Source organism: Kribbella sp. NPDC055110, assembly GCF_053607525.1.
The window spans coordinates 214,321-234,573 of sequence record NZ_JBSGTS010000002.1 but is presented as its reverse complement, the minus strand read 5'-3'; the positions used below and the strand labels follow the sequence as shown (position 1 = coordinate 234,573).

The window sequence follows — 20,253 nt, the reverse complement described above, 5'->3', positions numbered from 1 at the left end:
TCCGGCCCAGCCGTCCGCAACAATCGCTGCATGCCGGACCGCCAGACTGCTGTCGCCACTCGCAAACCGCCGCCGCCGCGCACCGGCGCGCGGCGGAGGAGGATGGGTGGCATGTGGCGGCGCGGCCGGGTGATCGCGGTGCTGGCGATCCTGTCGGCGCTGCCGCTGCTGTTCCACCGTTACGTTCCGAACTCGATCGGCAACCTGGGCAGTCTGCTCGACACGTTCCTGCCCTGGGTCGGCCTCGCCGTACCGGTCCTCGGTGTCGCGGCCCTGGTACGGCGGTCCGCGACGGCCGGTGTCGCGCTGCTGATCCCCGCGCTTGTGTGGGGCGTGATGTTCGGCGACCTGCTCGTCCCGGGCAAGGGCGGCGGGGGAGCGTACGACCTGCGCGTGCTGACGCACAATGTCGACGCCGCCAACCCGGACCCGAAGCAGACCGCGCAGGATCTGATCGCGGCCGACGCTGACGTGATGGCGCTCGAGGAGCTCACCTCGTCGGACCTGAAGATCTACAAGGCTGCTTTCGCCAAGCTGTACCCGTACCAGGTGTCCCGCGACACGGTCGCCCTCTGGTCGAAGTACCCGGTCGTCGAGACCACGTCCGTCGACGTCGGCTTCAAATGGACCCGGGCGCTCCGCGCGGAGGTCAGCACGCCGGAGGGCAAGGTCGCCGTGTACGTCGCGCACCTCGCCTCGGTCCGCGTCGGCACCAGCGGCTTCACGTCCGGCCAGCGCAACGACACGATCAAGGCGCTCGGCCGGCAGATCGCCGACGAGAAGCTCGCGGGCGTGATCGTGATGGGCGACTTCAACGGTACGGCGAACGATCGCAGTCTCGCCCCGCTGACGGCCGGCCTCCGCTCGGCGCAGGGTGCGGCCGGCACCGGCTTCGGGTTCACCTGGCCGTCGAAGTTCCCGATGGCGCGGATCGACCACATCCTGGTGCGCGGCGTCACCCCGACCAAGGCCTGGGTGATGAGCCCGACCGGCAGCGACCACCGCCCGGTCGTGGCCGAACTACGAATCTGACGCGATCCCTTTGCGATAGGCGTACCGGACCGCCTCGGCGCGGTGCCGGGCGCCGATCTTCGCGAACGTGTTGTTGATATGCGTCTTCACGGTCGCCTCGCTGATGAACAGTTGCCCGGCGATCTCCGGGTTGCTCAGGCCCCGCGCGATCAACCGCAGTACCTCGGTCTCCCGTGCCGTCAAACCATCGGTGTCGTGGTCGGTCGGCGTGAGTCCGGCGATCAAGCGCTTCGAGACCTCGGGGTCGAACGTGGACTGCCCGGCGGCGGTCGACCGCAGCGCGGCGCCGATCTCGGCGCGGCCGGCGTCCTTGGTGAGGTAGCCGCGCGCACCGGCGCGGAGCGCGTTCGCGATCGAGGCGTCGTCGGCGTACGTGGTCAGCACGAGTACGGCGACGTCCGGGAAGTCGGCCGTGATCCGCGCGGTGGCCTGCGTCCCGTCCAGGACGGGCATCCGCAGGTCCATCAGCACCACGTCTACGTTGCCCCGGGCAACCAGGTCGACGGCCTCGACACCGTTGGCCGCCGCGCCGGCCACCTCGACGCCGTCGATCAGCCCGAGCAGAGCGACCAGTCCTTCCCGCACGACCTGCTGGTCGTCCGCCACGACCACTCGGATTGCGTCAGTCAACCTCCGCCACCACCAACCAGTCGTCGCCGTCCGCACCTGCCGTCAACGTCCCACCCACCAGGGCCAGCCGCTCCCGCATCCCGGCCAGCCCGAAACCCTCACCACTCGTCACACCCTTGTTCCGAACGGACAGTCGTACGCCGTCAAGCTGCATCTCCACCAGCTGACCAGGTGCGTGTTTGGATGCGTTGGTCAGCGCCTCACGAGCAGCACCGAGCATCGCAACAGTGACTGCGGAGTCCAGCTTCCTCGGGCGTCGTGTGACAGTGAGCCGCACAGCGACTCCGTGATCCTTCTCGTGCTGCTCTGCGAGCTCAGCCAGCGCTGCAGGGAGCTCAGGCACCTCATCTGCCCGCAGCGCGGCTACAGCGTTCCGCGCCTCAGTCAGCCCCTGTACGGCGAGCCGGCGCGAGCGACGTACCCGCTCCAACGCACCGGCCGTGTCACCACGCTCCTCCAGCAGCGCCTCGGCTACCTCGAGCTGAACGCTCAGTGCACCCAGCGAATGCGCCAGTACGTCGTGAAGGTCCCGAGCGATCCGCCCGCGCTCCTCCAGCGTGGCTGCGCGGGCGTGTTCGCTCTGGGCCAGCCGGGTCTGCTCCAGCAGCTGCTCGGTCTGCCGCGCCTGCACCTCGTACTGGCGCCGGTTCAACCCGAAGGCGGTCAGTACGGCGGTCCAGAGCAGCTGGGAGAAGTACCAGGTGTCCGGCTGCCCGAACCACCACGCCGACCCGGCGTACGCCGCCGCGACACCGATGCCGACCGCAACGATCGGCCGGTTGCCGCGGCGTCCGAAGTCGATCACGGCGATGTCGGCGATCGCGACCAGCACCAGGACCAGGGCGTTCGACTGCGGGTAGCCCGCGATCAGCGCGCTGCTGACCGCGACAGTGGCTAGCAGCGCTAGCGAGACGGACGGTCGAGCCGTCATCAGCACCGAGCCGACCACGAAGGCGACGAAGGCCACACCGAGCACGACCCAGACCCACGCAGCTGCGGGTCGCGCGGTGGCCAGCACGGCGACCGCGACACCCGTGGTGAGCGTCCGACCGACCCAGCCGCTCTCTCCGTGCGGACGGGCCGGCAGCAACGCCTTCAGCTTCACTGGTTGGTCTGCCTCGCCTTGCTCTGGATGATCAGCGACTGGGTGACCAAGGTTCGCACCCGTCGAGACCATCAGCGCACCGGCCACGGGTGGAGATCTGGGTGGAGACCCGTCGTACGCCGGGTCGCCACCCGACTTGGTTGAAAGTAGGAGTAACGTTCCTGACCGGTAACAACACGATCTGTCACACCCGGCGGTCCGGAGGCCCGATGCTTGTCCAACAATCCATCCTCAGGCTGGATGCCACGGCGATCGACTACATCATCATCGCCCTGTACTTCGTGTTCGTGCTCGGCATCGGATACCTGGCCAGACGCGCGGTGTCGAGCAGCCTGGATTTCTTCCTGTCCGGCCGGTCGCTGCCGGCCTGGGTCACCGGCCTGGCGTTCATCTCGGCCAACCTGGGCGCGATCGAGATCATGGGCATGTCGGCGAACGGCGCGCAGTACGGCATGCCGACCGTGCACTACTTCTGGATCGGCGCGATCCCGGCGATGCTGTTCCTCGGTGTCGTGATGATGCCGTTCTACTACGGCTCGAAGGTCCGCAGCGTGCCGGAGTTCATGCTCCGCCGGTTCGGGAAGCCCGCGCACCTGGTGAACGCGATCAGCTTCGCCCTGGCGCAGGTGCTGATCGCGGGCGTGAACCTGTTCCTGCTGGCCACCATCGTGAACGTACTGCTCGGCTGGCCGATCTGGGTGTCGGTGATCGTTGCCGCTGCCATCGTCCTGAGCTACATCACCCTCGGCGGTCTGTCCGCGGCGATCTACAACGAGGTGCTGCAGTTCTTCGTGATCGTCGCCGCGCTGCTGCCGCTGACGCTGGTCGGTCTGCACAAGGTCGGCGGCTGGCAGGGCCTGGTCGACAAGGTGACCGCCTCGCCGGGCGGCAGCGAGCAGATGTCGGCCTGGCCGGGGAACGCGCTCAGCGGGTTCAGCAACAGCTTCCTGTCGGTGATCGGCATCGTGTTCGGCCTCGGTTTCGTGCTGTCGTTCGGCTACTGGACGACGAACTTCACCGAGGTTCAGCGCGCGCTGGCTTCGAAGAACATGTCGGCGGCCCGGCGTACCCCGATCATCGGCTCGTTCCCGAAGATGTTCATCCCGTTCATCGTGATCATCCCCGGCATCATCGCGGCGGTCGTCGTACCGGAGCTGTCGCAGTTCAAGGCGACCGGCAGCGGTGAGGTCGACTACAACGACGCCTTGCTGCTGCTGATGCGGGACCTGCTGCCGAACGGCATGCTCGGCCTGGCCATCACCGGTCTGCTGGCGTCGTTCATGGCGGGTATGGCGGCCAACCTGAGCTCGTTCAACACCGTGATGTCGTACGACATCATCGAGCGCTACCTGATCAAGGACCGGCCGGACGAGTTCTACCTGCGGACCGGCCGGATCGTGACGGTGGCCGGCACGCTGGTCGCGATCGGGACGGCCGCGATCGCCTCCGGCTACAGCAACCTGATGGACTACCTGCAGCAGCTGTTCTCGTTCTTCAACGCGCCGCTGTTCGCGACGTTCATCCTCGGTATGTTCTGGAAGCGGATGACCGCGGCGGCCGGCTGGATCGGCCTGGTCAGTGGTACGGCGACCGCGATCCTGGTGTTCGTCCTGTCCGAGAACGGCGTCGTCAACCTGCCCGGTCAGGGCGCCAGCTTCGTCGGCGCCGGCGCTGCCTTCGTGGTCGACATCCTGATCAGCGTCCTGGTGAGCACGATGACCAGGCCGAAGGAGGAGTCCGAGCTGGTCGGCCTGGTGTACTCGCTGACACCGAAGGAGCAGCGCACCGAGGTGACGCTCCGCGGTGACCACGGCTGGTACCGCAGGCCGGTGCTGCTGGCCGGCATCTCGCTGGCGATGACCATCGTCCTCAACATCATCTTCGCCTGAGGGAGCGTTCGAGATGGCAGAGAAGAAGAAGGCCGGGGCGTTCGACATCCGGATCGTGATCGCGGCCCTGATCGGCATCTACGGCGTGGTGCTGACGGTTCTCGGCATCGTCGAGAAGCAGGCCGAGATCGACAAGGCCGCCGGGATCAACATCAACCTCTGGGGCGGCCTCGGGATGCTCGTGTTCACCGCCGTGTTCGTGCTGTGGACCCGGCTGCGGCCGATCGCCGTACCGATCGACTCGCAACCGGCCGACGAGTAGGCATGTCCGTTTGACGAACATCGGCGTCCGGTCGGGTCCTCCCGTCCGGGCGCCGGCGTTCGTAGTCTCGAAGTACCCGATCAGGAGGTACTCCGACATGACGATCACATCCGAGCGTCCCGAGCTCTCGACGCTCGCGCAGCAGTACGCCGAGAACGGCTTCGTGCTGGTGAAAGGCCTGCTCAGCAAGGAAGAAGCAGCGCACTACCGGCAGCGCAGCCACGACCTGCTGGCGCAGCTGAACCGGGGCGACGACCCGACCTGGGGCGCCGCCCGGGACATGACCGAGGCGCCGACGAAGCTGCAGCACCTGCACGACGCGCAGTTCTACGACGCCGAGTTCTCGAAGCTCCTGGTGGACCCGCGGTTCACCGACGTGGCCGCCGCGGTGATGGGTGTGGACAACGTGCAGCTGCACCACACCAAGCTGTTCGTGAAGCCGCCGGAGAACGGTTCGCCGTTCCCGCTGCACCAGGACCACCCGTTCTTCCCGCACACCTACCACCGGGTCGGGGCGGCGATCTTCCACTTCGACGACGCGCCTGTCGAGAAGGGCTGCGTCCGGGTGATTCCGGGCAGCCACAAGGACGGCCCGCGGGAGCACAGCCCGGAGGGGTCGTACCACCTGCTGGAGCCGTCGTTCGACGAGGCGACGCCGCAGCCGGCCGAGGCGGGCGACGTACTGTTCTTCACCTACCTGACCGTGCACGGGTCCGGGGTCAACACCAGCGACGAGGCGCGCACCACCTGGCTGGTCCAGTACCGCGACCCGTCGGACCCGCCGACCGTCAAGACGCACGAGTGGTCGCTCGGGCAGGGCATGATGCTGCGCGGAGTCGACCCCACTGGCAGGAGCGCTGTTTGACCCTCTGGGACGTTGCCGGTGCGGACCGGCTCGTCGACCTCGCGGGACTGCTGGAGTCCTGCGAGGTCGACGGCTTCCGCGCGGACTTCCTCAGCTGGGGCCACTACCGGCCGGAGTACTGGCGCAACTACTGGCACAGCCACTCGTTCCACGAGGTCTGCCTCGCGTACTCCGGCGAAGGCCGGTTCAACTCGGGAGACGTTCGGTACGACGTGGCACCCGGCTCCGTGTTCCTCGCCCGCCCGGGCGACATCCACGAAATCGAGTCCAGCCACGCGGCGCCCCTGGGCATCGCGTTCTGGGGCTTCACCTTCCGCCCCGCCGGCGTCCCCGGAGTAACCGGATCCTCCCGTCCTTCCGCCGGTTCCGATGCGTCCGGTTGGTGGTCCGGATTGACCCGGTCGGACGGCCCGGTCATGTCCGACCGCACCGGCTCACTGCCGTCTCTCGTCACAGCACTCGCAGCTGAAGCAGCTGCGCCGGTCTCGGGCTACACCACCGCGGTCAGCGCTCTCGGTGCCACGCTGGTGCTGGAGACGGCCAGAGCCTTCGCCCTGGACGACGACCTAGCTGTAGAGCCGGTACGCCGTGACAGAGGACCACTCGTTGTCGACGCCATGCAGCGTCACCTCCGCGACAACCTGTCCCGCCCGATCACCGTCCGGGACGTCGCGGCCGCCGCACACCTGTCCGAGCGCCACGCGGAGCGGCTGTTCACCCAGCAGACCGGTGCCTCCATCATGTCCACCCTGCGCCGCCTCCGCCTCGAGTTGGCCGCCCAGCTCCTCATGGACCACAGCCTGTCCGTCACCGAGGTAGCGAGAGCCTGCGGCTACTCCGACGTACGGCCGTTCTCCACTGCCTTCAAGCGCAAGTACGGCCGTACCCCTGGCGAACACCGCCGCGCCGGCGGCACCGAGTTCATCTAGAACGACACCTGCTCCGCGGCTGTCTGCCCGCCCGTCCCGCTGGATCTGCCCCGGCGGTCGCGGCAGCGGTGCTAAAGTGGTCCTATGCGAGTGAGCCTGCTCCTTAGTTAGCCGTACTGGCATCCAGGCGCCGAAGCGCCGGTCAGTGCGGCGTCCCCTCCTGTGCGAGGGGCTTTTTTATGTCCAGGGGTGCCTTCTGGCACATTTAGGCTCAACAAACACACGAAGTATGGAGTAGGACCGTGAGCGAGCAGGTGGAGGACACTCCGATCGACCGGGGTGGCTACGACTTCAACGCCATGCAGGCCAAGTGGCGTCCGGTGTGGGAGAAGCTGGATCCGTTCAAGGCGAAGGACGACGGCTCGGCCGAGCGTCGCTACGCGCTCACGATGTTCTCCTACCCGTCCGGCGACCTGCACATGGGCCACGCCGAGGTGTTCGCGCTGCACGACGTGCTGGCGCGCTACTGGTTCCAGCAGGGGTACGACGTACTGAACCCGATCGGCTGGGACTCGTTCGGTCTGCCGGCGGAGAACGCCGCGATCAAGCGCAACGAGCACCCCGCGACGTACACCTACGGCAACATCGAGACGCAGGCCGAGTCGATCCGGCGCTATGCGCTGAGCTTCGACTGGTCGCGCCGGCTGCACACGTCCGACCCGGAGTACTACCGCTGGACGCAGTGGCTGTTCCTGCGGCTGTACGAGCGCGGTCTGGCGTACCGCAAGGCGTCGTACGTCAACTGGTGCCCGAACGACCAGACCGTGCTGGCCAACGAGCAGGTCGTCCAGGGACGCTGTGAGCGTTGTGGCTGGGAGGTCACCAAGCGGGAGCTGACCCAGTGGTACTTCAAGACCACTGACTACGCCCAGCGGCTGCTGGACGACATGGAGCTGCTGCAGTGGCCTGAAGAGATCCTGCTGATGCAGCGCAACTGGATCGGCCGCTCGGAGGGTGCTTTCGCGTCCTTCCAGGTCGAGGGTCGGGAAGAGCCGATCAAGGTGTTCACGACCCGTCCGGACACGCTGTTCGGCGCCACCTTCATGGTCGTCGCGCCGGACGCGAAGCTGGCCGCCGAGCTGGTCACGCCAGAGCATCAGGAGGCCTTCGACACCTACCTGGCGAAGGTCAAGGGCGAGACCGAGATCGAGCGGCAGAGCACCGAGCGCGAGAAGACCGGTGTCTTCCTGGGCTCGTACGCGATCAACCCGGTGACCGGTCAGCGGATCCCGATCTGGGCGGCCGACTACGTGCTGGCCGACTACGGGACCGGCGCGATCATGGCGGTCCCCGGCCAGGACACGCGGGACTGGGAGTTCGCGGAGAAGTTCGACCTGCCGATCGTCCGCACCGTGCAGCCTCCTGCTGACTTCGACGGCAAGGCCTTCACCGGCGAGGGCGCCGCGATCAACAGCGCCAACGACGAGATCAGCCTGGACGGTCTGGAGATCGCCGACGCCAAGTCGCGGATCATCGACTGGCTGGAGAGCAAGGACCTGGGCGAGCGCACGATCAACTACCGCCTGCGCGACTGGCTGCTGAGCCGCCAGCGGTACTGGGGCTGCCCGATCCCGATCATCCACTGCCCGTCCTGCGGCGAGGTCCCGGTCCCCGACGACCAGCTGCCGATGGAGCTGCCCGACCTGCGCGGCGCGGACCTGCAGCCGAAGGGCGTGTCACCGCTGGCGGCCGACCGCGAGTGGGTCGAGGTGGACTGCCCGAAGTGCGGTGGCAAGGCCGAGCGCGACACCGACACGATGGACACCTTCGTCGACTCGTCCTGGTACTTCCTGCGCTACCTGTCGCCGGAGTACACCGACGGTCCGTTCGACCAGGCCGCGGCCGAGCGGTGGATGTCGGTGTACCAGTACGTCGGCGGCAAGGAGCACGCCGTACTGCATCTCCTGTACGCGCGGTTCTTCGTCAAGGCGCTGTACGACATGGGCCTGCTGAACGTCGTGGAGCCGTTCACCCGGCTGCTGAACCAGGGCCAGGTGATCAACCAGGGCAAGTCGATGAGCAAGTCGCTGGGCAACGGCGTGAACCTGGGCGACCAGATCGACGAGTTCGGAGTCGACGCGGTCCGGCTGACCATGGTGTTCGCCGGTCCGCCGGCGGACGACATCGACTGGGCCGACATGTCCCCGGGTGGCTCGCTGAAGTTCCTGCAGCGGGCCTGGCGGCTGGCCGGAGCGGTCGAGGCGCCGGTCGGCTCGGACCCGTCGAACGGTGACGTCGAGCTGCGCAAGCTGACCCACCGGACGGTGGCGGACGCGTCCGAGCTGATCGACTCGCACCGGTTCAACGTGATGGTCGCCCGGATCATGGAGCTGGTGAACGCGACCCGCAAGGCGATCGACTCCGGTCCCGGTGCGGCCGACCCGGCGGTGCGCGAGGCGGTCGAGGCGGTGGCGATCGTGCTGAGCCTGGTCGCGCCGTACACAGCCGAGGAGATGTGGGAGGAGCTGGGCCACGAGCCGACCGTCGCCAAGGCCGGCTGGCCGAAGGTCGACCCGGCGCTGCTGGTCCAGGACTCGGTCATCTGCGTGGTCCAGATCGCCGGCAAGGTGAAGGACCGGCTGGAGGTCGCGCCGGACATCTCCGACGCCGACTTGGAGCAGCTGGCGCTGGCGTCCGAGGCGATCCAGAAGGCGCTGGACGGCCGCGGGACCCGCAAGGTGATCGTGCGGGCGCCCAAGCTGGTCAACATCGTCCCCGCCTGATGGACTCGGTCGTCCTGGATATTCACACTGGTGCTCGTGAGGTCGTCCTCGACCTCACGAGCCGGTGTGATCAGTTCGTCTCCGGCCGCGGTGACGGCCTGCTGCACGTGTTCGTGCCGCACGCGACAGCCGGTGTCGCGATCCTCGAGACCGGCGCCGGCAGCGACCTCGACCTGCTGGCGGTGCTCGAGGACCTGCTGCCGCGCGACTTCGACTGGCGGCACCGGCACGGCTCGCCCGGACACGGTCGCGACCACGTGCTGCCGGCGCTGATACCGCCGTACGCGACCGTGCCGGTGCTGAGGGGCCGGCTGACGCTCGGCACCTGGCAATCGATCTGTCTGGTCGACACCAATCGCGACAATCCCGACCGGCATGTCCGGCTGTCGTTCCTCGCCGGTTAGTGGACTACCCGGTAACAAGCATTTGAGGGATTTTGGTGACTTATCGTGATGTTGCCGATCGCGTTACGTTTGCGAAACACGGCTCCGCTTGAATTATCCGCATGGCAGCCCTGGAGACCTTGCGAGACGTCACGGTTGAGCTCCTGGTTCGGGCGACCCGGGGGATTTCCGACGGCAGTTTGCTGAATGCCGACACCGGTCGCACCGACACCCACGCCCGGCTCGACGACTGGGCCGCGATCCTTTCTCTCTACACCGGTGAAAATGAATCCGCCTCGGTTCGCGCGACCGCTTGAAACCCTTCTTCTGCGTTCTCAGTAATTGCAGGCTGAATCAAAAATCGTTGCCCTGATCAACAATTCGGTGTGATCCAGGCCGCACCCCGCCGCCCGGTCACGCCCGCCGCCCGGCCGCTTGTCACGCTATGTTGTGACAGGAACGTGAGGCCTAAGAGGGGTGACGGGCTGTGTCGGACACGGATGGCCGGGCGGACGGTCGGCGGGGATTCGCCGATCTGTTGCTCGACTTGAGGGTCCAGGCCGGTCTCTCCCAGGAGGAACTGGCCGACCGGGCCGGGCTGAGTGTCCGGTCGATCCGCGAGATGGAGGCCGGCCGGGTCGCGCGCCCGCGCAAGGACTCCGTCCGCCTGCTCGCGTCGGCGCTCGGTCTGCGGCCCGACGACACCGACCACTTCCTCGCGACCGCGGGGCACGGCTCGGTGCGTCCCGTCGTACGGGCGGTGGCTCCGTCGCCGCCGGTCGTCTCGGTCGCGGACGCCGTACCGACCGGCCTGCGCTGGCGCGGCACCCGCCCGATCCCGGACGGTCTCGTCGGTCGTGAGCAGGAGCTGTTCGAGCTCGAGGCGCTGCTGGGGCAGAACCGGCTCGTCACGCTCGTCGGTCCCGGCGGGGTCGGCAAGACCGAGTTGGCGCTCGCCGCGGCCGACCGGTTCTCCGGCGCCGACACGACTGTCGTGGTCGTCGACCTCACCACCGTCCAGCGCGACGCCGCCGTACCGTCGGCGATCCTGGACGCCTTCGGCACAGCCCCGGGTACGTCGGACCTCGACGATGTACTGTCCGGACGCCGGCCCGGCGACCTGGTGATCGTCGAGGACAACGCCGAGCACGTTCTCGACGGTGTCGCGACGGTCGCCAACCGGATGGTCCGCAGCTTCCCGGGGATCGGTGTGCTGGTCACGTCCCGGATCCCGCTCGGCCTGCCGGACGAGGTCGTACGCCGGGTACAGGTGCTCGGCGTACCGGCGAACGACGAGGACTACGAGGCGATCGCGGCATCGCCGGCGGTCGAGATGTTCTGCCGCCGCGTCGCGCGGGTGCGGCCGGGCTTCACGCTGACCCCTTCGAACGGCCCGACTGTGGCGCGGCTGGTCAGGCGACTGGACGGCCTGCCGCTCGCGCTGGAACTTGCAGCCGCGCGGGCCGGGTCGCTGACCGTGGAGGCGATTCTCGCTGCGCTCGACGACCGGTTCCGGTTGCTGTCCGGGCCGCGGCGGTTCGGTGCGCCGCACCAGCGGACGCTGGCCGACACGATCGCGTGGAGTGTCGACGCGCTCTCGGACCCGGCGCGGCAGCTCCTGTATCGGTGCTCGGTGCTGGGTTCACCGTTCACGCTCGAGGCCGTCGCGGGTGTTTGCACGGGCACGCCGATCGACGAGAGCGACGTACCGATGCTGCTCGCCGAGCTGGTGGAGAAGTCGCTGCTGCAGCCGGTGCACGAGTTCGAGCAGTTGTACGGCGCGCGGTACAAGCTGCTGGAGACGATCCGGGAGCACGCGTACGCCGGCCTGTCGTCACAGGGCGACGACCTCACCGAGTTCCGGGACCGGGCAGTCGAGTGGTGTACGACGTACGTCTCGGGGCTGGAGGGCGCCTGGTCGTCACCGGACCGCGATCGGCGGTACCGGGCGGCGCATGCGAACTCTGCGCTGTTCGAGGTGGCGCTGGAGCGTGCGGGCGAGCTGGGGGAGTGGGACACCGCGGCGCGGATCGTGCTCGGGTTCCGGATCGCGTGGCAGTACCAGGCGAGTGTCGCCGAGAGCGGGATCCGGTGGGCGACGCTGTGCGCCGAGAACGTGTCCGACAAGGAGACGAGCGGTCGGCTGCTCGCCATCGCCGGCCGGCTGTCCAGTCTGACCGGTGACATCCGTGGTGCTCGCCGGCACTACGAGGAGGCGCGGACGCGCATCCCGGGTGAGACAGAGATGGGCCTGGTCGCTCGGGGCGGCTGGGTGTCGTCGGGGTCGCATCTGCTCGATACGCAGAGCTTGGCCGAGATCCCGGCGCTGGTAGCTGACGCTCGCAAGCATGGCGACGTACAGCGATCTGCCACCGTGCAGGCGACCTGTGGGCTGGCGCTACTGCGGTGGGGTCGTTTGGTGGAGGCCAAGGAGCTCCTGCTTGCGTGGGAGGCCGCACTGGTCAATCCGGGCGTCTACCCGGACGAGATCGCGTACATGGCCCTGAGCCGCGCCGACCTGGAGCTGGGGAACCTGTCCGGTGCCCGTCACTGGGCAGAGCTCGCCCGCGACAGCCAGGCGTCAGACGACCCGGAGCGCACCAAGGTCGCTGGATGCCTGGCGATGGTCGAGTACCACGACGGCCGGTACGACGAGGCGCGGGCGCTGCTCGACCAGGCCGACGCCGACATCCGCGGGCACCGTGGGTACTTCGACTACCTGGTGATGCTCTACCGGTCCCGGCTCGCTCGTGCCGCCGGTGAGGCCGAGCAGGCGCGCGTGACGATCCTGGACGCGCTGAACCGGTTGCTGCTCGAAGGGCGGGTCGTGTACCTGCTCGAAGTACTGCCGGAAGCTGTGGCGGTGCTGCACGCATTGGGGCGCTCAGACGCGGGAGACGCCGTGTGCGGCCAGTTGCTGGCGTGGCAGCGGTCGATGGACCCGCCGATGCTGCCGACCGCGTGGGCGATCCTGCAGGAGTCCTGCGAGAGCGCATCGGTTGCGGACGGGTGGCCGGAGCCGGACCCGTCGGCCGCCGTACAGCGCCTGGCGAACGACGTACTCGCTGCGCTTTCTGCCCCGCTTGTATGACGCGGATCCGCTGAAGCTGCCGGGTAACTGCCGGTTGTTCTGCCTCGTCCTGACATGGCTGCCGGACCAAGAATTGCAGCCGTAGGGCAGGTTCCACGAAGCAGAGACCGACACGGTCAACGGCAGCGAACGGGCGGTGAACCATGAAGAGGCCATGGCAGACCGCTCAACTGCCGGAGACGGCGAAGGCGACGCGGAGGGCCTCCGGTGGCTGGTTGGTGGGGGCGCCGACCGGCGGCCGAGAGCTCCGGAGTGCTGTGGAGTGTGGATCTGTCCTGCCTGTACCGGGCGCGGTGCACCGTCAGGGCACTGCTTCCGGGGCGGGGTCCCAGCAAAGGGTCAGGCACACGACACAGGGGACGAGTGTCACGACCCGGCTGGTGCGGGCAAACCGGTGGGTTTGGTCACCCACCGGTGGGCCGGCCGCTGGGACCTTCCGGGACCTCGACGAGCTCGCGGTCAGGCCGGTTCTCACGGAGCCGGATACGGGGAGTAGCTCGCCGAGGCCCCACCAACTTCGGCTGACAACCAGGGGGAGTCAGCAGGACGAGCCGGGCTGTTGACGCACAGGGGACGTCAGTAGCCCGGCACAACCCGAAGCGAGGTGAAGGTCCCGGGAGGGGTGGCCTTCACCTCGCTGGTGTTTCCAGCACAGCCGCCTTGTCGAACACGTAGCCGACCATCCACGAGGGCTGCAGGCGGCAGTAGACGATGTCGTCGGCCCAGCTCGACGGCGAGCTGCCGTAGTGGCTCGTGAGGTGCTCCTCGATCTCGGCGAAGTCCGGGTGATCCGCGGTCAGGAACTCGACGTTCCCGTGGCTGAACACCCCGATCCGCTCGCCGTCGACGTACGAGACGCTCGCCGCGGGACGCTTCTTCAGGTGCTGCGCCTTCGCCGCCGATCCCGACGTCGTGAACACCCACCGCGCGTGCAGGAAGTGCCCGTCCACCGCACTGATCCGCGGTTCACCGCTCGCGGTCACGGTGGCCAGGTTCAGCGTGCGCATCCCGGTCAGAACCCGCACCAGCTCCCCGGCATCCAGCCGGCGCGGATCCGTGATGATGCTCCGCAGATGCTGGGTCGACCGCTCGTACGCCGCGTCGAGCAGCACTTGCAGCTGTGTGACTTCGGTCGCTGTCTCCTTCATATTGTGGAGTTTGGCACTGCGCCCGGACATTAACTGTCCGGTAACCTCGCTGCATGGCAGCCCGCGTGCAGGTCGTCACCGACTCCACGGCCGGTCTGTCCACGCACGAGGTGCTCCGCCACCCGCTGACCGTCGTACCGCTCCAGGTCGTGATCGGCGGGACGTCGTACGACGACGGCGCCACGTCGGCGGACGCGGTCGCCGAAGCGCTGAAGACGTTCACACCGGTCTCGACCAGCCGGCCGGCACCGCACACGTTCGCCGAAACCTATGCCAAGTGCGCCGCGGAGGGCGCCGAGGCGATCGTCTCGATCCATCTCTCCGGCGACATGTCCGGCACGTTCGAGGCCGCGATGATCGGCGCCAAGGAGTCCCCGATCCCGGTCCACGTCGTCGACTCCCGCTCGCTCGGCATGGGCCTCGGGTTCCCCGTCCTCGCTGCGGCCGCCGCGGCCGCCGCAGGCCAGGACGCCGCCACCGTCGAAGCCGCCGCCCGCGCCCGGATGAAGACCATCTCGTCCTACTTCTACGTGGACACCCTCGAATACCTCCGCCGCGGCGGCCGCATCGGCGCCGCCCAGGCCCTCTTCGGTACGGCGCTCGCCGTCAAGCCGCTCCTGACGATCAGCGGCGGCCGCATCGTCCCGCTCGAAAAGGTCCGCACCTCCACCCGAGCCATCGCCCGCCTCGCCGACATCGCCGTCCAACGCGCCGGCGACACCCCCGTCCAGATCGCCGTCCACCACCTCGCCAACCTCGAAAAAGCCCAAACCCTCGCCGACAACCTCTCCACCCGCCTCCCCCAAGCCGACGAAATAGTCCTCCGAGAAGTAGGCGCCGTAATAGGAGCCCACGTAGGCCCCGGCCTCCTAGCCGTAGTAGTAAGCCCCCACTAAACCCACGCCCCCACCCGCGCGCACGCCTGCCCCGTCTACGCAACCGCCCCGTCTGCGCAACTGCCCACCCGCGCAACCGCCCACCCGCGCAACCGCCCCGCGTGTGCGCGCCCTGCCGCGCGCCCGCCTCCGCGCGCACCGACCGCCCGCGTGGGCGCGGCGCGCCGGGCCTGGGTGGTGTGAACAGGTACTGGTTCCTCAACACAGGCAATTACCTGTCCACCGCCCACACGGGATGTCCCCAGCCCCCAGAGCCGCCCACACTCCAGCGGCACCCCGCATTCCCGGTGACCAGACCGCCCGAACTCGACCGCCCGGACTGCGTCGTTGTGAACAGGCGCCAGGGACTCGGCACACGCAATTACCTGTCCACAGGCACCACGAGATGTTCCCAGTCCGAAGACCCGGCCCCCGTCGGAGCGGCGCCCCTTCGTACCCCGGCAAGAGCGGGAGGTTCTCCACAGCTTTCAATTCACGGTTTCACGAGCGCCCTGGACTCGTACTTTCTCTGCCGTGAAGGTCTTCCGCCGCACCCCATCCGTCGACCCGGACGCCCGAACCCGAGCCCTAGCCCGCCTCACCCCCCGCCCCGAGCTCCACCATCCAACCGCCCCTCACCTTCACACCCCACCCGCCCCTCACCTTCACACCCCACCCGCCAATCACCCCACCCCCGCCCAGCGGACCGCCGCAAGTCAGACCGTCCCCGCCGCGCAGACCACCGCCGCCGGGCGGACCACCCCCGACCAGACTGCCGATAGCCAGACCACCCCCGCCCAGCCCACCGCCGGGAGAACTGCCTCCGAATGGACCGCTCTCGACCAGACGGCTGCGGAGCGGAGCGCCTACGCGGGTGATCCGAGCGGCGTACGCGCCACGGCTCATCCCGGCGCACATCCCAGCAACAAGCAGCCCGGCAACAGGCAGCCCGGCAACAGGCAGCCCGGCAACAGGCAGCCCGGCAACAGGCAGCCCGGCAACAGGCAGCCCGGCAACAGGCAGCGCCGAGACGAATACCCGGAGGAGCGTGATGAGGTGCGAGGCGGATGGACCCCCGAACAACCCCGACCCGAGCGACTACGCGACGCCCGCTGGACCCTCACCCCACGCCACATCGCCGTCCTGGCCGTAGTCCTCACCATCGGCCTGACCTGGGCTGCCTGGACCTTCCTCCGAGCCCGCCCCGAACCTCTCCCCGACACCCGCCCAACCACCACAACCACCGGCTCCGCAGTAGCCCAGCCAACCCCCACCCAACCCGGCCCCGCCCCAGCCGGAACCCAGCCGGCCGCCAGCCAACCACCCGGCACAAACCAAACCCCGGGCGCCAACCAAACGCCCGGCCCCGGGACCTCATCCAACCAACCCCTCGTGGTGGTCTACGTCGCCGGAAAGGTCCGCCACCCGGGCCTCATCCGCACCCCAGCAGGCTCCCGCGTAGCCGACGTACTCGCCCTCGCCGGCGGCCCACTCCGCGGCGTAGACCTCACCACCCTCAACCTCGCCCGCCAGGTAACCGACGGCGAACAAATCATCGTCGGCACAACCACCCAACCCCCACCCACGAGCCAACCACTGCCGACATCCGGCCCCAGCCCGTCGTCAGCCCCCAACGCCCCCGTCAACCTGAATACCGCAACCCTCGCCCAACTCGACGCCCTCCCCGGAGTGGGCCCCGTCCTAGCCCAACGAATCCTCGACTACCGCACCCAGAACGGCCCCTTCACCACCATCGACCAACTCCAGGAGGTCCCAGGCGTAGGCCCCAAGAAGTTCGACTCCCTAAAACCCCATGTCCGCACCTAGCAGTGCCAACCACCCGCCCACCCCGACCAGCGACCCGCCTACCCCGACCAATGACCCGCCTACCCCCACCAACGACCCACCCGCGCCACCTCGCACGCGAACCGACACGCCAACCCCCGCACCTGTTCGAGCACATAATCCTGCCCTCGCGGAGGCTGCTGAGTCGGCAACCGCGGACGCTGCTGACTTGAGCTCCGGGGATGCGGCCGAGGCTGAGCGGCTCGATGCGCGGCTGCTCATCCCGGCAGCTGTGGGCTGGCTGGTTGCGGTAGTGCTGGTCGGTCAGTCACCAATCGTCGGCGGGATCGTCGCCGGGCTCGCTCTGATACTCGCCTCGGCACTCGCCGCGACCCTCGGCCTGATCCTCCGGCGGCCGAACCGCGGTCCCAGGACGGCAGCGATAATCCAGCACGCCAGCAGCTGGGCGGGCTTAATTCGCCGGCGAACGACCCGGACAAACCCGACCGGCGGCTCGGCGCCTGACTCAGCGCCCGATGCCGCGCCTAGGTCCCCGATTGACTCAGCGCCCGATGTCCCAACTAAGACCCCGCCTGTGGTCGGGCCTAAGCTCTCGCCTCCGTCCGCGTCTGATTCGGCGTCTGATTCGGGGCGTGGGTGGGCGGCTGGTTGGGCGGTTGTTGGTTCGTTGGTGGTTGTGGGTGGTTTGGCGTTCGCCGCCGCGTTGCACACCGGCGCCCTCCGCGCAGGACCTGTGCAAGAGCTCGCGGCTGACTCGGCGACAGTGACCGTTCGACTCAAGATCGACGGGGATCCGTCGCTTCGGCAGAGCACCACCAGCAGGCGGCCGCCGTACGTCGTGGTCAGGGCGACTGTCGAGGAGATCCGCAGTCGTACCGGGTCGGAGCACGCGATCCGGGAACGCGTGCGTACGCCGGTGCTGCTGGTGGGGACCGCGAAATGGGAGCACGTCAGGTACGGCCAGCATGTCGACGCGAACGGGAGGCTCGAACAGGTAGAAGGCGGTGCCGAGGTGGCCGCGATGCTCTCGACCCGGTCGCCGCCGAGGATTGTGGATGAGCCGCCGTGGTGGTTGCGTGCGGCTGAGCGTGTTCGGGCAGGACTGCGAGACGCGGTGGCAGGTGAGCCTGAACACGTTCGCGGGCTTGTGCCCGCACTCGTCATGGGCGACGTGTCCGGCGTGTCCGCGGACCTGAACGCGGACTTCCAGACCACAGGCCTGACGCACCTGTCCGCCGTTTCAGGGACGAACCTGACGCTCCTGCTCGCGTTCCTCCTCCCGCTGGCTCGGCTGATCGGCGTGCGGGCTCGTGGGCTGACTGTGGTCGGGCTGTTGACGGTCGTCGTGTTCGTCGTGCTGGCCAGACCACAGCCGAGCGTCCTGCGGGCGGCCGCGATGGGACTGATCGCGTTGGCGGCGATGACCAGCGGGGGAGGGAGACGCCGTGCCGTGCGCAGCCTGTCGGTCGCAGTGATCGTGTTGCTGATGCTGGACACGTCGCTCGCGCGCTCGGCCGGGTTCGCACTGTCGGTGCTCGCAACCGCGGGCATCATCCTGCTCGGACCCGGTTGGCGGGATGCGCTTGCGAAGTGGATGCCTGGTTGGCTGGCCGACGCAATCTCGTGTCCGCTTGCCGCGCAGCTCGCCTGTACGCCGGTTGTCGCGTGGCTGTCGGGTGAAGTGTCGCTGATCGCCGTTGCTGCGAATCTGTTGGCGGGACCAATGGTCGGCCCGGCCACGATCCTCGGCTTCGTCGCGGCCGGAGTCGCTTTGGTGAGCAGTCAGCTGGCTCAAGTCGTCGGCTGGGCCGCCGGATGGCCTGCCCGCTGGATCATCCTGGTTGCTCGCGAAGGCGCGGATCTGCCGGGCGCTGCCAATGCGTGGCCGGCGACCGTGGTCGGTGTCGCCGTACTGACGGTGCTCTGCCTGGCGCTCGTGCTGGGCCTGCATCGCGTCCTGGCTCGCCCGATAGCGATGATCCTGGCGGTGGTCCTGCTCGCGGTCGTCGTACTGCGTCCCGTCGGATCGCTCGGCTGGCCGCCCGACGACTGGCTTTTCGTCGCTTGCGATGTCGGGCAGGGAGACGGTCTGGTGTTGCGGGCGGGAGACCGTACGGCGGTTGTTGTCGACACCGGGCCGGATCCGGCGGCGATGGATCGGTGTTTGAAGGACCTGGACATCGAGTACATCCCGGTCGTCGTGCTGAGCCACTTCCATGCGGATCATGTCGGCGGGCTGGCCGGCGTACTGAACGATCGGCGGGTGGATGAGATCGAGGTGACGCCGTACTTCTCGCCGCGTGCTGAGTACGACCGGGTGGTCGAGTTGGCGTCGCGGCACGGGGTGGCTGTGCGTACGGTCGCGTTCCACGAGCAGCGGGTGGTGGGAAAGGTGAGGTGGACGACGCTGTGGCCGGCGAAGGTGCCTGCGTTGCCCGCGGCGGGTACGTCGTCGGCGACGTCCACGGATGAGGGGTCGCCGGAGAACAATGCCAGCATCGCGATGATGGTCGAGCTCGACGGTCTTCGGATCCTGCTCACCGGTGATCTGGAGCCCGAGTCGCAGCGCGCGGTCCTGGCGACCGGTGTTGACCTGCGGGCGGATGTGTTGAAGGTTCCGCATCACGGGTCGGCTCAGCAGGATCCCGAGTTCATCGCTGCTGCGAAGGCGCGGCTGGCGCTCATCTCTGTCGGGCGCGACAACGACTACGGGCACCCGGCACCGAGAACCCTGGATCTCCTGTCCCACAACGCGATCCGGACCGCCACCACCAGCGTCAGCGGTCCCCTCATTGTCACCAACACCGACAACCACCTCGCCCTGACCACGCACCCACACCTGCAGGAGGAAATCAGAAGGTGACGGCGGAGGTTGGGGTGGTGGTTTCGGGTTGGTCGCCGAGGGACCAGGCGGCTACTCGGGAGACGATGTGGGCTGGGATCTTGTCGGCTACTCCGGGGACGGCGGGTACGTCGTAGGTGGCGTGGGCGTCGTACGGGAGGACGACTCGGTAGCCGCGGGCTAGTGCGGTCTTCGCTGTCGCGTGTACGCACATCTCTGACATGACGCCGGAGATGGCGAGCGATCGTACGCCGGCGGACACCAGGATCTCCCCAGGTGGCGTCGCGTCGAAGCCGTCGTCGCGTGGCTTGCGGATCACGTGCTCGCGGGGACCCGGCTTCAGCGGCAGGTACAGCTCCCAGCCGGGCGTCCCTGGCGCGTCGTCGGCGCCGGGGGGACCGTCGTTCTGCAGGTGTACGACGACTGCGCCGGCGGCCCGGGCGCGGTCGAGGAGGTCGCCTGCGCGATCCAGGAGAGCAGCTGCGCCAGGTACCGCGTCGGGGCCGGACACGAACGCAGTCTGCAGATCGACAAGGACCAACGCGTCGACGGGGATCGAGGGGTCGGCGGGGGCCAAGGTGTTGGGGACTGGGGTGTCGGCGGGTGGGAGCATGGGCGCATCCTTGCTGGTTTGGTCTGGGGGCGCACCGGGATTGTCCGGAGGGCGTGGGAT

Annotated in this window: 16 protein-coding genes; 12 read left to right on the top strand and 4 right to left on the bottom strand. The window is 68.4% G+C overall.

All coding sequences use genetic code 11. The annotated features are described in order from the left end of the window. Window positions 1-30 precede the first annotated feature (30 nt). Window positions 31-1,032, top strand: coding sequence for an endonuclease/exonuclease/phosphatase family protein (locus ACWF0M_RS04045; RefSeq protein WP_452234119.1), 1,002 nt, complete (start codon window positions 31-33; stop codon window positions 1,030-1,032). Here ACWF0M_RS04045 and ACWF0M_RS04040 read toward each other — a convergent pair. After that, window positions 1,021-1,662, bottom strand: a complete 642-nt coding sequence (locus ACWF0M_RS04040; RefSeq protein WP_452234118.1) for a response regulator — start codon at window positions 1,660-1,662, stop codon at window positions 1,021-1,023. The genes ACWF0M_RS04045 and ACWF0M_RS04040 overlap by 12 nt on opposite strands. After that, entirely contained in the window at window positions 1,655-2,767 is a 1,113-nt protein-coding gene (locus tag ACWF0M_RS04035; RefSeq protein ID WP_452234117.1) for a sensor histidine kinase, read from the bottom strand. Before ACWF0M_RS04035 ends, ACWF0M_RS04040 begins: the two co-directional genes overlap by 8 nt. A gap of 209 nt (window positions 2,768-2,976) precedes the next feature. Between ACWF0M_RS04035 and ACWF0M_RS04030 the strand changes: the two genes are divergently transcribed. From ACWF0M_RS04030 to ACWF0M_RS03995, 8 genes are all read left to right on the top strand, one after another. Continuing rightward, entirely contained in the window at window positions 2,977-4,656 is a 1,680-nt protein-coding gene (locus tag ACWF0M_RS04030; protein WP_452234116.1) for a sodium:solute symporter family protein, read from the top strand. Between the two features lie 13 nt (window positions 4,657-4,669). Then, window positions 4,670-4,918, top strand: coding sequence for a hypothetical protein (locus ACWF0M_RS04025; protein ID WP_452234115.1), 249 nt, complete (start codon window positions 4,670-4,672; stop codon window positions 4,916-4,918). 97 nt (window positions 4,919-5,015) lie between these two features. Continuing rightward, window positions 5,016-5,783 carry a phytanoyl-CoA dioxygenase family protein gene (locus ACWF0M_RS04020; protein ID WP_452234114.1) on the top strand — a complete coding sequence of 256 codons (768 nt, stop codon included), beginning with the start codon at window positions 5,016-5,018 and terminating at the stop codon, window positions 5,781-5,783. Next, window positions 5,780-6,712 (top strand): helix-turn-helix domain-containing protein, encoded by a 933-nt coding sequence (locus ACWF0M_RS04015; RefSeq protein WP_452234113.1) that lies wholly within the window; start codon window positions 5,780-5,782, stop codon window positions 6,710-6,712. The genes ACWF0M_RS04020 and ACWF0M_RS04015 overlap by 4 nt, the downstream gene beginning before the upstream one ends. Before the next feature lie 242 nt (window positions 6,713-6,954). Next, window positions 6,955-9,435: a leucine--tRNA ligase gene (gene leuS, locus ACWF0M_RS04010; RefSeq protein WP_452234112.1), complete on the top strand. Its 2,481-nt coding sequence runs from the start codon at window positions 6,955-6,957 to the stop codon at window positions 9,433-9,435. Beyond that, window positions 9,435-9,839 (top strand): YjbQ family protein, encoded by a 405-nt coding sequence (locus tag ACWF0M_RS04005; protein ID WP_452234111.1) that lies wholly within the window; start codon window positions 9,435-9,437, stop codon window positions 9,837-9,839. The genes leuS and ACWF0M_RS04005 overlap by 1 nt, the downstream gene beginning before the upstream one ends. Window positions 9,840-9,940: 101 nt before the next feature. Further along, window positions 9,941-10,135, top strand: coding sequence for a hypothetical protein (locus tag ACWF0M_RS04000; RefSeq protein WP_452234110.1), 195 nt, complete (start codon window positions 9,941-9,943; stop codon window positions 10,133-10,135). A gap of 170 nt (window positions 10,136-10,305) precedes the next feature. Next, complete coding sequence (locus ACWF0M_RS03995; RefSeq protein WP_452234109.1) at window positions 10,306-12,909, top strand: ATP-binding protein; 2,604 nt, start codon at window positions 10,306-10,308, stop codon at window positions 12,907-12,909. Window positions 12,910-13,538: 629 nt separating this feature from the next. On the opposite strand, the gene ACWF0M_RS03990 is transcribed toward ACWF0M_RS03995, so the two are convergent. Next, window positions 13,539-14,057, bottom strand: coding sequence for a pyridoxamine 5'-phosphate oxidase family protein (locus tag ACWF0M_RS03990; protein ID WP_452234108.1), 519 nt, complete (start codon window positions 14,055-14,057; stop codon window positions 13,539-13,541). A gap of 53 nt (window positions 14,058-14,110) precedes the next feature. On the opposite strand from ACWF0M_RS03990, the gene ACWF0M_RS03985 reads away from it, so the two are divergent. The 3 genes from ACWF0M_RS03985 to ACWF0M_RS03975 all read left to right on the top strand — a co-directional run bounded on the left by ACWF0M_RS03985 (window position 14,111) and on the right by ACWF0M_RS03975 (window position 19,601). Beyond that, window positions 14,111-14,953, top strand: coding sequence for a DegV family protein (locus ACWF0M_RS03985; protein WP_452234107.1), 843 nt, complete (start codon window positions 14,111-14,113; stop codon window positions 14,951-14,953). 1,371 nt (window positions 14,954-16,324) lie between these two features. Next, window positions 16,325-16,759, top strand: a complete 435-nt coding sequence (locus tag ACWF0M_RS03980) for a helix-hairpin-helix domain-containing protein (protein WP_452234106.1) — start codon at window positions 16,325-16,327, stop codon at window positions 16,757-16,759. A 742-nt stretch (window positions 16,760-17,501) separates the two neighbouring features. After that, window positions 17,502-19,601 (top strand): ComEC/Rec2 family competence protein, encoded by a 2,100-nt coding sequence (locus ACWF0M_RS03975; protein ID WP_452234105.1) that lies wholly within the window; start codon window positions 17,502-17,504, stop codon window positions 19,599-19,601. Here ACWF0M_RS03975 and ACWF0M_RS03970 read toward each other — a convergent pair. After that, window positions 19,591-20,193 carry an isochorismatase family protein gene (locus ACWF0M_RS03970; RefSeq protein WP_452234104.1) on the bottom strand — a complete coding sequence of 201 codons (603 nt, stop codon included), beginning with the start codon at window positions 20,191-20,193 and terminating at the stop codon, window positions 19,591-19,593. The two genes, ACWF0M_RS03975 and ACWF0M_RS03970, sit on opposite strands and share 11 nt — an antisense overlap. Between the last annotated feature and the right edge of the window lie 60 nt (window positions 20,194-20,253).

Coding starts and splice junctions, on each gene's coding strand:
- ACWF0M_RS04025 (WP_452234115.1), top strand. CDS start 4,670: ATGGCAGAGAAGAAGAAGGCCGGGGCGTTCGACATCCGGATCGTGATC.
- ACWF0M_RS03990 (WP_452234108.1), bottom strand. CDS start 14,057: ATGAAGGAGACAGCGACCGAAGTCACACAGCTGCAAGTGCTGCTCGAC.
- ACWF0M_RS04030 (WP_452234116.1), top strand. CDS start 2,977: ATGCTTGTCCAACAATCCATCCTCAGGCTGGATGCCACGGCGATCGAC.
- ACWF0M_RS03970 (WP_452234104.1), bottom strand. CDS start 20,193: ATGCTCCCACCCGCCGACACCCCAGTCCCCAACACCTTGGCCCCCGCC.
- ACWF0M_RS03985 (WP_452234107.1), top strand. CDS start 14,111: ATGGCAGCCCGCGTGCAGGTCGTCACCGACTCCACGGCCGGTCTGTCC.
- ACWF0M_RS04020 (WP_452234114.1), top strand. CDS start 5,016: ATGACGATCACATCCGAGCGTCCCGAGCTCTCGACGCTCGCGCAGCAG.
- ACWF0M_RS04045 (WP_452234119.1), top strand. CDS start 31: ATGCCGGACCGCCAGACTGCTGTCGCCACTCGCAAACCGCCGCCGCCG.
- ACWF0M_RS04000 (WP_452234110.1), top strand. CDS start 9,941: ATGGCAGCCCTGGAGACCTTGCGAGACGTCACGGTTGAGCTCCTGGTT.
- ACWF0M_RS04005 (WP_452234111.1), top strand. CDS start 9,435: ATGGACTCGGTCGTCCTGGATATTCACACTGGTGCTCGTGAGGTCGTC.